The organism is Marinibacterium sp. SX1 (genome assembly GCF_050389775.1).
Classification (GTDB): domain Bacteria; phylum Pseudomonadota; class Alphaproteobacteria; order Rhodobacterales; family Rhodobacteraceae; genus Marinibacterium.
Map to the genome: position 1 here is coordinate 1,075,001 of NZ_CP177144.1, position 12,866 is coordinate 1,087,866.

Genomic DNA, 12,866 nt, shown 5'->3' on the forward strand with positions numbered 1-12,866 from the left:
GTAATGGATCTGGGATAGTATGCTTTTTGGTCCGGAAACAGGGATCGAGGGTTGTTCCAGCTTCCCATATCGATCGCGATGGATCTTGATCGTTCTACCCGCTACCTTTGGGCACCCATTGCCCTCAAGTAGCAAAGCGGTAGGGCATTATATCATGTCTGTCTCTTTCTGGATCAAATCAAGCGCGAGAAGGGCGTTTGGTGAATGCCTTGGCAGTAAGAGGCGATGAAGGACGTGATACTCTGCGATAAGTCCTGGGGAGCTGAGAATAAGCTTTGATCCAGGAATTTCCGAATGGGGCAACCCACCAGAAAGTTTGTTATAATTGCCTTATGGCAGCTTATAGCGGGCTTAATCTGGTACTTATTACCTGAATACATAGGGTTTTAAGAGCAAACCCGGGGAACTGAAACATCTAAGTACCCGGAGGAAAGGACATCAATAGATACTCCCCTAGTAGCGGCGAGCGAACGGGGACCAGCCGAGCCTTGAGAGTGAGAAGAACATGTTGGGAAGCATGGCCATAGCGGGTGACAGCCCCGTATTCTAAGCTCGATGGGACGTATTAAGTAGGGCGGGACACGTGAAATCCTGTTCGAAGATCGGAGGACCACCTCCGAAGGCTAAGTACTCCTTACTGACCGATAGTGAACCAGTACCGTGAGGGAAAGGTGAAAAGCACCCCGACGAGGGGAGTGAAACAGTACCTGAAACCGAACGCCTACAATCAGTCGGAGCCCTTCGGGGTGACGGCGTACCTTTTGTATAATGGGTCATCGACTTGGTCTCACGTGCAAGCTTAAGCCGTTAGGTGTAGGCGCAGCGAAAGCGAGTCTTAATAGGGCGTCGAGTTCGTGGGATCAGACCCGAAACCGAGTGATCTAGGCATGATCAGGCTGAAGGTTGGGTAACACCAACTGGAGGGCCGAACCCACACCTGTTGAAAAAGGTCGGGATGAATTGTGCCTAGGGGTGAAAGGCCAATCAAACTCGGAGATAGCTGGTTCTCTGCGAAATCTATTTAGGTAGAGCGTCATCCGAATACCCCGGGGGGTAGAGCACTGGATGGGTAATGGGGCCCCACAGGCTTACTGATCCTAACCAAACTCCGAATACCCGGGAGTACTAGATGGCAGACACACTGCGGGTGCTAACGCCCGTAGTGGAGAGGGAAACAACCCTGACCTCCAGCTAAGGCCCCCAATTCATGGCTAAGTGGGAAAGCAGGTGGGACGACCAAAACAACCAGGAGGTTGGCTTAGAAGCAGCCATCCTTTAAAGATAGCGTAACAGCTCACTGGTCTAAACAAGTTGTCCTGCGGCGAAGATGTAACGGGGCTCAAGCCATGAGCCGAAGCTGAGGATGCCGTAAGGCATGGTAGCAGAGCGTAGTGTGACATAGTCTCATGTCTCCTTAGCAGGTTCGCCTGCATTGGAGACAAGAGGCTTTCGATGAAGCCGGGGCGTGAGCCATCCGGTGGAGAGATCACTAGCGAGAATGATGACATGAGTAGCGACAAAGAGTGTGAGAGACACTCTCGCCGAAAGTCCAAGGGTTCCTGCTTAAAGCTAATCTGAGCAGGGTAAGCCGGCCCCTAAGCCGAGGCCGAAAGGCGTAGGCGATGGGAACCAGTTTAATATTACTGGGCCAGGAGGATGTGACGGATCGTGGCGGCGTGCGTATCTTATCGGATTGATGCGTATCCAAGACGGTTCCTGGAAATAGCCCTCCATCAGACCGTACCCTAAACCGACACAGGTGGACTGGTAGAGCATACCAAGGCGCTTGAGAGAACGATGTTGAAGGAACTCGGCAAAATACCTCCGTAAGTTCGCGAGAAGGAGGCCCGGTACATGAGTGCCGGGGGCACAAACCAGGGGGTGGCGACTGTTTATTAAAAACACAGGGCTCTGCGAAGTCGCAAGACGACGTATAGGGTCTGACGCCTGCCCGGTGCCTGAAGGTTAAAAGGAGGGGTGAGAGCTCTGAATTGAAGCCCAGGTAAACGGCGGCCGTAACTATAACGGTCCTAAGGTAGCGAAATTCCTTGTCGGGTAAGTTCCGACCTGCACGAATGGCGTAACGACTTCCCCGCTGTCTCCAACATCGACTCAGCGAAATTGAATTGCCTGTCAAGATGCAGGCTTCCCGCGGTTAGACGGAAAGACCCCGTGCACCTTTACTACAACTTCAGACTGGCAACAGGACTGGGATGTGCAGGATAGGTGGTAGGCTTTGAACCGGGAACGCCAGTTTCCGTGGAGCCTCCCTTGAGATACCACCCTTCGCATTCTTGTTGTCTAACCGCGGCCCGTTATCCGGGTCCGGGACCCTCTGTGGTGGGTAGTTTGACTGGGGCGGTCGCCTCCTAAAGCGTAACGGAGGCGCGCGAAGGTTGGCTCAGAGCGGTCGGAAATCGCTCGTTGAGTGCAATGGCAGAAGCCAGCCTGACTGCAAGACTGACAAGTCGAGCAGAGTCGAAAGACGGCCATAGTGATCCGGTGGTCCCGAGTGGAAGGGCCATCGCTCAACGGATAAAAGGTACGCCGGGGATAACAGGCTGATACTGCCCAAGAGTCCATATCGACGGCAGTGTTTGGCACCTCGATGTCGGCTCATCTCATCCTGGGGCTGGAGCAGGTCCCAAGGGTACGGCTGTTCGCCGTTTAAAGAGGTACGTGAGCTGGGTTTAGAACGTCGTGAGACAGTTCGGTCCCTATCTGCCGTGGGTGTAGGAGACTTGAGAGGAGTTGCCCCTAGTACGAGAGGACCGGGGTGAACGATCCACTGGTGGACCAGTTGTTATGCCAATAGCAGTGCTGGGTAGCTATGATCGGACAGGATAACCGCTGAAGGCATCTAAGCGGGAAGCCCCCCTCAAAACAAGGTCTCCCTGAGGGCCGTGGTAGACGACCACGTCGATAGGCCGGAGGTGTAAGCGTAGCGATACGTTCAGCTGACCGGTACTAATGGCCCGATAGGCTTGATTTGATCCAGTAACAGGCAGACTGTTACCCAAATCAGACCAAATCGCATACACATCACATGATGTACAAAACCTGGACAACACGTTGATATTGACTGCAGGCCGCATGTGACATCCTCACATGCGCGCCTGGAACGTCAACGTGCGCCAACGCGCCTTTTGCCATGCAAAAGACGCTGCCTGGCGCCCGTCGCGCAAAGCGCGACGTTGGCTTTTTACTCGGTTTGGTGGCCATAGCGCGAGCAAAACACCCGGTCCCTTCCCGAACCCGGAAGTTAAGTGCCGCCGCGGCAATGGTACTGCGTCTCAAGACGTGGGAGAGTAGCTCACCGCCAAACCTAGCAAAAAGCCAAGCCTCTCTAACGTGTAAATCGAAAAGTGTCGCGGGGTGGAGCAGCCAGGTAGCTCGTCAGGCTCATAACCTGAAGGTCAGAGGTTCAAATCCTCTCCCCGCAACCAACTTTCCCAAAAAAACAACAACACGCCCAGCCCGCATAATGCGGGCTTTTCTGCGTTTGTCCTGTCGTCTGCCGCTCGATCACCCCTCGATCGGAAAGAGGGGCACGGGCGCAAAGCCGGGTGCGGACAAGTCTGAGGTCGGGGCCGTCACGCAATAGGGCAGGCCGGTCGCCCGATCCTCGGCGAAACAGGTCAAGCCGCCATCACCCACCAATGGCGCGGTGATCTTGTCGTAATCGGGCGCCCCGAAATCGCGCAGGCGAAACACGCCCTCTTTCCAGGGCTGGTCGGGGTCTTCGCGTGCGACCTGGGCGCGATACCTTTCGGCAAAACGGGCGGGGTCTTCGATCACGCGATAGGCGCGGCCCCGGGCAAAATGCACCACTGCACGGGCCAGGATCACCGGCGCCTCGGACACCAGATCCGGCACCGCGGCGACCAGCGCCTCGACCGATGCGTATTCATCGTCGCCGACAAAGGCCACGCGCGCATCACCCTCTGAAAATCCCATTTCGATGTCAGCCAGATCGACCATCACGGCGCTTCCTTCAATTGATACCAGCCGCAGGCGGCGAAATCCGCCTCATTGGGCATTTTCGACAGTTTCCCCGGCGGTTCGGTCCATAAACCCAGGAAGGGTTCGCCCAGGACCGGATCGGCGGCAATGACAAAATACTCGTTCGAGCTGGCATCGCCCCAGTTGGAATCCGCCACGACAATGTGCGGGACCTGCAGATCGTTCATCAGCTCGTCTTCCGTGCCGGTCCGCAGGATATCCAGCAACTTGTCCTCGATCCTGGTCTGCTCGGCCGCCTGTTCACCTGCGGTGGGCGCTGCGGGTTGGGCCGCGATCCAGGCCTGCAATCGTGCCTGGGTCTCGAGGTTGCGGCAGGCGATTGTCGCGTTTTCCACATGTTGCAGGTATTGCGCGGGGGTCATCCGGTTCGCCGGCATGCCATTGTCAAGATCGGTGATCAGTTGTGCCCGCGCTCCGGCATCGGTCATCCGGCGATAGAGTGGGTTCAACGCCTTTTCGAAACTACGGCAAAGCCGCTCGGTCGCAACCGCCTGGTTCGACAAATTCTGTGCGGGTGTCACCAACTGGGCCTGGATATTCGCCAACAGATTCGGCGGGCCGCCGGCCTTGAGCGCGTCTAGATCGGCGTGGCCGGGCAACAGGTTGTAGGCATGTACATGGTTGAACGCCGTCGACATCGCATCCGGCGCGGCACCCGGGGTTTGGTCGGCCATCTGCACCGCGGATTTCAGGATTTCCTTGGCCCGGTCGCTGCGGCTGTGCCCCTGCATGGCGTTGTGACGGGCCATCTCATCTTCCTGGTAATTGCCTTCCAGCGCCAGGAAAGCATCCCGGGCCGACCCGCCACCAGACAGATCCCAGGGGAATTTGCCATTGATTTTTATCGCATCCGCGAACTCTGCCAGATTAACCTGATCGAGCACTTCATTGACGCTATGGAAATAGGGCGTATCGCTCTCACGGACCTCAGCCTGGACGATATCCTGAATCAACGCCTGGTATTCATTCAGGTTTTGGATCGGCCTGTCATTGCGCGTATCCTTCAGAATGTAGCCGCCGTGGCTCGACCGGCCATCGGGGCCCGGGGGCAGCACGCGCTCGGGATCGTAGATCAGCTTGACAGATTCGCTGATCACCCGGCGCAGGCGGGCGCCGACAGACTTGCGACGCGTGCGGCCGATCTTGCGATCCAGAAGAGCGCCCACCCGTTCGACCGACTGATCGAGCTGTTCGTTCCGGCGGGCCGGGGCCTGGCGCGCGCCGGCCGTGGCCAGGGTGTATTCAAAGCTGCGCATCAGCGCATTGCCTCGCCCGTGCATGTTGGTGACCGCGTGCACCGGATCGCCCTGCACCGGCTGGAAGGTGCCGTTGACGGCCAGATCGTGCAGGATCTGCATGGTTTCCAAAGGTTTGTTCCCGCGGTGCTTGATGACCGGCCCGGTGGCAAAACAGGATCCGACGTCGCCCTGGCGCGGCGGGGTCAGCATCGCCCCCAGTAGGGCCCGACGGGTGTGATCTGCCGTCAGGGGCGGCGGGGGAGCGCCGGCGGCAGGGGTCATCCCGGTATCTTTGCGCACCAGCGTGTCGCCCTGGCCCGGAGCGGGGGCCGTGGCATTCGCGATCAGCGCCTGGGCCTGTGGCGATTGTTCGAGCCAGTCCAGCGTGTCCTTCATGAAGGCGACCTGGGCCGCAGTCGGCGCGGCGGCGCAATCGGGATGATAGGTCAGGTCCTCCAGCGCAGCCCGGGCGCCGGCGAAATCCAGCGCGCCATTCGCGCCCAGAAGCGCCCTGCTCAGGAACCGCACGCGATCCTGGCCGACCTCTTCGACGCCCTTGCCGGCTGTGGCCAGTTGCGCGGGCAGGGGCTGCTGGTGGCGCCCGGCGTCCAGGTAGGCATCCAGCCCGTCCATATGTTCGGGCGGCAGGTTGGCGGCCAGGCGGGTCAACCGCCGGGCATAGGCCCGGGCAGCCCGGCCGGGCATCTGAGGCCCGCCATTGGCATCGGCAAAGCCGGCATCCAGCCGGTCGCACATCTTGGTGGCCTGCTTGACCACGTGTTCGGGATGGGGAGACCGGCCGGCCATTTCGACGGTGCTGGCGCCCAGCCCGTGATGACGGTCGAAGATGTCGATCATGTCGGACTTGGCGTCGCGCGGAATGGCGTTGGCCGGTTCGCCCGACAGCGGCCCCCCGGCCAGTGCCGACAGGAATTCCCGTTTCTGCACAAGCGCCACGTATTCGCGGGCCCGGTCGCGCCGGGCTTGCCGGGCCTGGTTGTACAGGGCCTGGGCATTGGCCGGTGGCGGCACCAATTGCGTGTCGGCATAGGCCTGCTGCTCGGCCTGTTCTGCCAACTCGAACTGTGTCCTTGCGGTGCTGACCGCCTGGCGGGTGGCCGGTCCACCGCCCGATGCAGCGTCCAGCCGGTTCAGCAATTGCCGGGCCTTGGCAAAGGCCGCAACATCGTCCTGGCCCATGGCGACCAGCGCGTCTTCTTCGTCGGGATCCAGGTTCAAGGCACCGACCTGGGCGCGGACCTCGGGGCCGAGATCGGTTTTCATGGCCGCGTCCAGCTGCTCGATCCGGGTCTGCAGCGCGGCCAGCCCGGCCGTATGGGCCTGGATCTGCACCGGGTCGTCCAGCAGCACGGCCATGCCGATCGGGGCAACGCCGTTGGTGCGGATGTCCTGCAACTCCTGTTGGTGCTGGGCAAAATTGGGAGCGTTCATCAGCCCTTGCAACTGGGCGTCGAGGAAATCCATCCGCTGGCGCAGGGCCGTGTGCTCTTCGGTCAGCCGGGCGCGGACGGCCGGGCGCGCGGCGATCTCGGCCAGGCTGGCGTCGATCCGCTGGCGCAAGGCAGCCAGGTCGGCCGCGGCCTGGGTCAGGTCGACCTGGGTCGGAAACTCGGCGGCCAGCAGCAGGGGGATCCCGTTGCGCAGCTGGTCCATCGCCTGGATGTCGGCGGGCAGGGCCCCGGCGGGATTGGCCGGCAATGCGGCCAGGTCGCGGGTCAGCTCTTCGCCGCGCACGCGCCGGGGGGCGAAGGTCAGCACCAGCTGGCGGGCTTCTTCGAGGATCGCCTGGGCCCGGGTCGTGGCCTGGTCGAGCTGGGCCGGCACAAGGCCTTCGGCCTGGGTGAGGTCGGTCGACAATTGCGCCACGCGCGGGTCGGCCCCGGTGATCATGCCCAGCTGGAACCGGGCCTGGTCGCGGATCCGTTCAAAGGCGGCCTGTTGCGTCGCCTGGTCGGGCGCACGGCCACGCCCGCCCAGCAGGTAGCTATTGCAGAAAAACCACCCAGTGACGTCCATCGCGCGACCTCGTCCCAAAAACCTTTCACCAATGCGCCCAGCCTGCCCGCCGAGCGTTGTCACCACCGTTGTAACCGGCCGGCGAAACGCCCCGATGACGGGGCGGTGGCCTGAATTGCCCGGAAAATGGGCAGATCAGATGCCGTGCCGGGCCAGGAAATCGCGGATCGCCGTCTCGCAGCTTTGCCAGGCTGGTTCATAATCGACCAAGACATGGTTGCGGCTGTCAAGCGGCACGAACTCGGCTCCCGGTATCCCCGAGGCCACGGCCCGGCCCTCGGCCAGCGGAATGCGCTGGTCGTCGCGCGAATGCAGCACGATGGTCGGCGCGCGCACATCGGCCAGCCGGTCGCGCACGTCGATCGTGCCAAAGGCCTCCTGGAACCGCGCGGCATTCTCGGGCGAGGTTGTCAGCCTCTGGAAATCGTCGAACCAGGCCAGCTCGGCCGGGGCGGCGTCGGGCATGAAGGTCTGCGAGAAGATATGGCGATAGGCCGGGTTGTCGGTGCCCCAGCCGACGCGGGTCAGGGCCTGGACGGCCTCGCGCCGGGCCTTTTCCTCGTCGGTCGCATGGTGCAGCCAGCCGGCGGCATAGCTGCCGATCAGGATCAGCCCGGACACCCGTTCGGGGTGGCGCACGGCATATTCGATCGACACCGCCGCCCCCTGCGAGATGCCCAACAGCGGGAACCGGTCCAGCCCCAGCCGGTCGGCCACGATTTCCAGGTCTTCGACAAAGGCGTCAAAGCCCAGGTCGCGCACGTTCCAGTCGGACAGGCCGCAGCCCCGCTCGTCATAGCGGATAAAGGTCCGGTCACGGGCCATGGCGGCAAAGCTCTTGCCCCAGATCGGGCTGGTCCAGTCGAATTCCAGGTGGGTCAGCCAGTTGGCCGCCTTGAGCAGGGGCGGGCCGGACCCGACGCTGGCATAGGCGATCTTGGTGCCGTCCGGCACGTCGCAGAACCCGATCCGCTGGGCCCGCAGCCCGGTTTCGGCGGGCGGGCGCGGTTGAGCAGGGGGCGGGGTGGCGGTATCGGCTTCGGCGGCCTCGGGATCGGCCTCGTGCCACAGCCGCCGCCATTTTCCGGCCTCGACGGCGGGCAGGTCGGGGTGGCGGGCCAGGGCGCGCAGCACCCGGATGCGCGCGCTTTCGGCATCGGCCCTCTCGGCGAACAGCCAGGTGTCAAAGCCATCGTCCCCGGCCCCGTCCAGCCCGTCGCAGGGCGGCTGGTCCAGCTGGCGGGCCATGTGTTCCAACAGGGTCACGGGCAGGTCCTCGGGCGGCTGGCGCAGGGCCGCGCGGATCTGGTGCAGGTCAACGGTCACCCCGGCCAGGTCCAGTGCCACCCGCTCGCGGTCGGCCAGGATGCGCGGATGGTCGGGCGCGTCCATCACCTTGCGCAGCTTGCTCAGCGACCAGCGCAGCGCGGCCTTGGGGTCGTCGGGCAGGTCCCAGAACAATTCGCACAGCCGCTCCCGCCGATGCGGCCGCTCGGTGGCCACCAGGAAGGCCAGCAGGGCGCGCGACTTGCGCGAGGCCGGCAGGGCAATGTCCTGGCCATCCCGGCTCAGCCGCAACTCTCCCAGAAGTGACACGTTCAGCGTTTGCCCGGTCTCCATGCGCGATGTCCCCCAGGATCATCCATGCGGGCGGCAAGGCCCTTGATCCGCCACGAAAATACACGGTTCGGTCACCGGATTACCACCGCGAAAGCGACGGCTTTGCCCGGGTGGGGCGCGCGGATGCGGGGCATGGGCAGGCCGGCGCCGAAGAGCCCGGCGCATGGGCCGGGCCGGATGCCCAAGGTCTGGGCGTTTGCGACCCGATCGGGCAACATCGGGGGAATGCGTCCCGCCTGCTGCCGCCCGATCTTGCGCCCGGCGCCCCGGATGATTGGGTGGCGGCCCGGCCCCAAGGTATCACGAAGGACAGCCCATGACCTCCACGCTCATCACCGGCGCCACGATCGTCAATGCCGACGGGCGCCAGGCGGCCGACATCCTGATCCGCGACGGCCTTGTCGCCGCGCTGGCCAAGCCCGGCCAGATCGCTCCCGAAGGCCACGAGGTCATCGATGCCACGGGGCTGTTCGCCCTGCCGGGGCTGATCGACGTGCATGTCCATTTCCGCGATCCGGGCATGACCCACAAGGAAGACTGGCTGACCGGCAGCCAGGCCGCCGCCCTGGGCGGGGTGACCACGGTCTTCGACATGCCCAACACCGTGCCGGCCGTCGACAGCCTGGCCAATTTCCGGGCCAAGGCCGCCGAGGCCGAGGCCAAGAGCATCGTCGATTACGGCATTTACGGGCTGCTGGGCGAACACAACCTCGACCAGCTCGACGACCTGGCCGAGGCCGGGGTCATCGGGTTCAAGCTGTTTCTCGGCAATACGACCGGCGATCTGCCCTGCCCGAATGACGGGGCCGTGCTGGAAGGCTTCGAGATCCTGGCCCGGCTGGGCCTGCGCTGTTCGATCCATGCGGAAAACTCGCCGATCCTGTTCTGGCGCCAGAACCGCATGAAGGCCGCCGGGCGCACCGATCCGCTGGCCCACCTGGCCGCGCGGACCGATGTCGTGGCTGTCGAGGCTCTGACCCGGTCGGCCGTGCTGGCCGAATGGACCGGCGCGCGTATCCACATCGTGCACGAAAGCTGCGCGGCCTCGATCCCGCATATCCGCTGGCACAAGTCGCGGGGTGTCGACATGACGGTCGAGACCCTGCCGCAATACCTGTACCTGTCGGCCGAGCAGATGCTGGAGCCGGGCGGCCATATCCTGCGGATGAACCCGCCGATCCGCCAGGCAACGCACCAGGAACCGCTGTGGCAGGCGCTGCTGGACGGCACGATCGACATGGTGGCCACCGATCACGCGCCCCATGCGCCCGAGGAAAAGGACGGCGCCACGATCTGGGACATGGCCTGTGGGTTCCCGGGGGTTCAGACCTCGGTGCCGCTGATGCTGGATGCCGTGTCGCGCGGGCGGATGACGCTGGAAGAGCTGGTGCGGATGATGACCACGGCCCCGGCCCGGGCCTTTGGCCTCTACGGGCGCAAGGGGGTGCTGCGGGTCGGGGCCGAGGCCGATATCGCCCTGGTCGATCCGGCCCGGCCTCATGTGATCACGGCGGCGGGGCTGGCCTCGCGGGGGAAGGTCACGCCTTATGACGGCTGGCAGGTCACCGGGTCGGTGGTGCGCACGCTGGTCCGCGGCCAGAGCGTGGCCGTCGACGGGCGGGTGGTGGGACGGCCGGGCAGCGGCCGCATGCTGCGCCCCGAGATGCCCGCACCGGCCCCGCGCAACGAGGCCACGACCACCCGGGCGATCCTGGAACCGGGCCGCCAACCGTGGTGACCGGCCCCGCCCGATGGTGAGGTGTGTCCCTGAAATCGGACAATGTCCCATTTCAGGGACACAAAGGATGCACCGGCGCGCACGCGGCATTTGACAGGCCGGGCCATTGTCGGAACTGTCACCGGACAGACCCAGGAGAATGCCCAGGAGCACCCATGTCCCAGGACCCGTTGCTGCAGCCCTACCGGCTGAAACATCTGACGCTGAAGAACCGGCTGATGATTACCAGCCACGAACCGGCCTATGCCGAAGACGGGATGCCCAAGGCGCGTTACCGGGCCTATCATGTCGAACGGGCACGGGCCGGGGTGGCCATGACCATGACGGCCGGCTCGGCCTCGGTCTCGCGCGACAGCCCGCCGGCCTTCAACAACATCCTGGCCTGGAAGGACGAGGTCGTCGGCTGGATGAAACAGCTGGTCGACGAATGCCACGACCACGGCGCGGCGGTGATGATCCAGCTGACCCACCTGGGCCGGCGCACCCGCTGGGACCAGGGCGACTGGCTGCCCGTGCTGTCCTCGACCGGCGATCGCGAGCCGGCGCACCGGGCCTTTCCCAAGCTGGTCGAAGACTGGGACATCGCGCGGATCACCCGCGATTATGCCGATGCGGCCGAACGGATGCAGGCCGCCGGGCTCGATGGGATCGAGCTGGAGGCCTATGGCCACCTGATGGACCAGTTCTGGTCGCCGCTGACGAACCAGCTGGATGGCGATTACGGGGGCAGTCTCGACAATCGGCTGCGGTTCACCTTTGACGTGCTGGGCGCGATCCGCGAGCGGGTGGGCCCGGATTTCATCGTCGGCGTGCGCTATTCGGGCGACGAGGTCATGGCCGGAGGGCTGACGGCGGCCGACGGGATCGAGATCTCGCGCCGGCTGCGCGACAGCGGGATGGTCGATTTCCTCAATGTCACGCGCGGCCATATCGACACCGACGCGGCGCTGACCGACGTGATCCCGGTGCAGGGCATGGCCTCGGCGCCGCACCTGGATTTTGCCGGCGAACTGCGCGCGGCGACTGACTTTCCGACCTTCCACGCCGCGCGCATCCAGGACGTGGCCACCGCGCGCCATGCCATCGCGGCGGGCAAGCTGGACATGGTCGGCATGACCCGGGCCCACCTGGCCGATCCCCATATCGTGGCCAAGATCCTGCGCGGCGAGGAAGACCGCATCCGGCCCTGCGTCGGGGCGAATTACTGTCTCGACCGGATCTACCAGGGTGGCATGGCCCTGTGCCTGCACAATCCGGCCACGGGGCGAGAGCTGGAACAGCCCCATGCCGTGCCCCGGGCCGACACGCCCCGGCGGGTGGTCATCGTCGGCGCCGGGCCGGCCGGGCTGGAAGCCGCGCGGGTGGCCGGTGAACGCGGGCACGAGGTGATCGTGCACGAGGCGGCCAGCGATGCCGGCGGCCAGGTCCGGCTGACCGCGCGCAGCCCGCGCCGGGCCGAGATGATCTCGCTGATCGACTGGCGGCTGGCCGAATGCGAGCGGCTGGGCGTGCGGTTCCACTTCAATTCCTATGCCGAGGCCGACACGGTCCTGGCCGAGGCGCCCGACGTGGTCATCGTGGCCACCGGCGGGCTGCCCCATACCGATGTGCTGGCCGAGGGCGAGGGGCTGGTGCTGTCGGCCTGGGACATCCTGTCGGGCGATGCCCGGCCGGGCAGCAACGTGCTGATCTACGACGATGCCGGCGATCCGGCCGCGCTGCAGGCTGCCGAGATGATCGCGGCCAGCGGCGCCCGGGTTGAGATGGTCACCCGCGACCGGGGGATTTCGTCCGAGGTGATGTCGATGTCGCTGACCCCGGCGATGCGGGCGTTGCAGCGGATGGACGTGACATTCACCGTGACATGGAAGCTGGACGCCGTGCGCCGCGAGGGCAACGGTCTGCTGGCCGTTCTGGGCAGCGATTTCACCGATGCCACCCGCGAGAGGCAGGTCGACCAGGTTGTGGTCAATGCCGGCACCCGGCCGATGCACGAGCTGTATCTCGACCTGCGCCCGCTGTCGTCCAACCTGGGCGAGATCGACCATGCCGCGCTGATCGACGGCCGGCCACAGGCGGTGCGGCGCAATGCCGACGGGGCTTTCCAGCTGTTCCGCATCGGCGATGCCGTGGCCGCGCGCAACACCCATGCCGCGATCTACGACGCCCTGCGCCTGGGCGCGCGGCTGTAGCCGGGGCGGGTCCGGTCG

The 12,866-nt window shown here is 64.3% G+C and carries 5 protein-coding genes, 1 tRNA gene and 2 rRNA genes; 5 read left to right on the forward strand and 3 right to left on the reverse strand.

Going from position 1 to position 12,866, the window contains the following annotated elements; all coding sequences use genetic code 11:
- Window positions 1-176: 176 nt before the first annotated feature.
- The 3 genes from ACK3BB_RS04940 to ACK3BB_RS04950 all read left to right on the forward strand — a co-directional run bounded on the left by ACK3BB_RS04940 (window position 177) and on the right by ACK3BB_RS04950 (window position 3,446).
- A 23S ribosomal RNA gene (locus tag ACK3BB_RS04940) occupies window positions 177-2,992 on the forward strand.
- Window positions 2,993-3,210: 218 nt separating this feature from the next.
- A 5S ribosomal RNA gene (gene rrf, locus ACK3BB_RS04945) occupies window positions 3,211-3,325 on the forward strand.
- Window positions 3,326-3,369: 44 nt separating this feature from the next.
- Window positions 3,370-3,446: transfer RNA gene (locus tag ACK3BB_RS04950), tRNA-Met, on the forward strand.
- Window positions 3,447-3,525: 79 nt separating this feature from the next.
- Here ACK3BB_RS04950 and ACK3BB_RS04955 read toward each other — a convergent pair.
- The 3 genes from ACK3BB_RS04955 to ACK3BB_RS04965 all read right to left on the reverse strand — a co-directional run bounded on the left by ACK3BB_RS04955 (window position 3,526) and on the right by ACK3BB_RS04965 (window position 8,918).
- Complete coding sequence (locus tag ACK3BB_RS04955; protein WP_428927619.1) at window positions 3,526-3,981, reverse strand: hypothetical protein; 456 nt, start codon at window positions 3,979-3,981, stop codon at window positions 3,526-3,528.
- The gene (locus ACK3BB_RS04960; protein WP_428927620.1) at window positions 3,981-7,298 is read right to left on the reverse strand and encodes a hypothetical protein; all 3,318 of its coding nucleotides are present in this window, start codon (window positions 7,296-7,298) and stop codon (window positions 3,981-3,983) included. The genes ACK3BB_RS04955 and ACK3BB_RS04960 overlap by 1 nt, the downstream gene beginning before the upstream one ends.
- A 135-nt stretch (window positions 7,299-7,433) precedes the next feature.
- Entirely contained in the window at window positions 7,434-8,918 is a 1,485-nt protein-coding gene (locus tag ACK3BB_RS04965; protein ID WP_428927621.1) for an alpha/beta fold hydrolase, read from the reverse strand.
- A gap of 316 nt (window positions 8,919-9,234) precedes the next feature.
- Between ACK3BB_RS04965 and allB the strand changes: the two genes are divergently transcribed.
- Window positions 9,235-10,656, forward strand: coding sequence for an allantoinase AllB (gene allB / locus ACK3BB_RS04970; protein WP_428927622.1), 1,422 nt, complete (start codon window positions 9,235-9,237; stop codon window positions 10,654-10,656).
- A gap of 155 nt (window positions 10,657-10,811) precedes the next feature.
- Complete coding sequence (locus ACK3BB_RS04975; protein ID WP_428927623.1) at window positions 10,812-12,848, forward strand: FAD-dependent oxidoreductase; 2,037 nt, start codon at window positions 10,812-10,814, stop codon at window positions 12,846-12,848.
- Window positions 12,849-12,866: the final 18 nt, after the last annotated feature.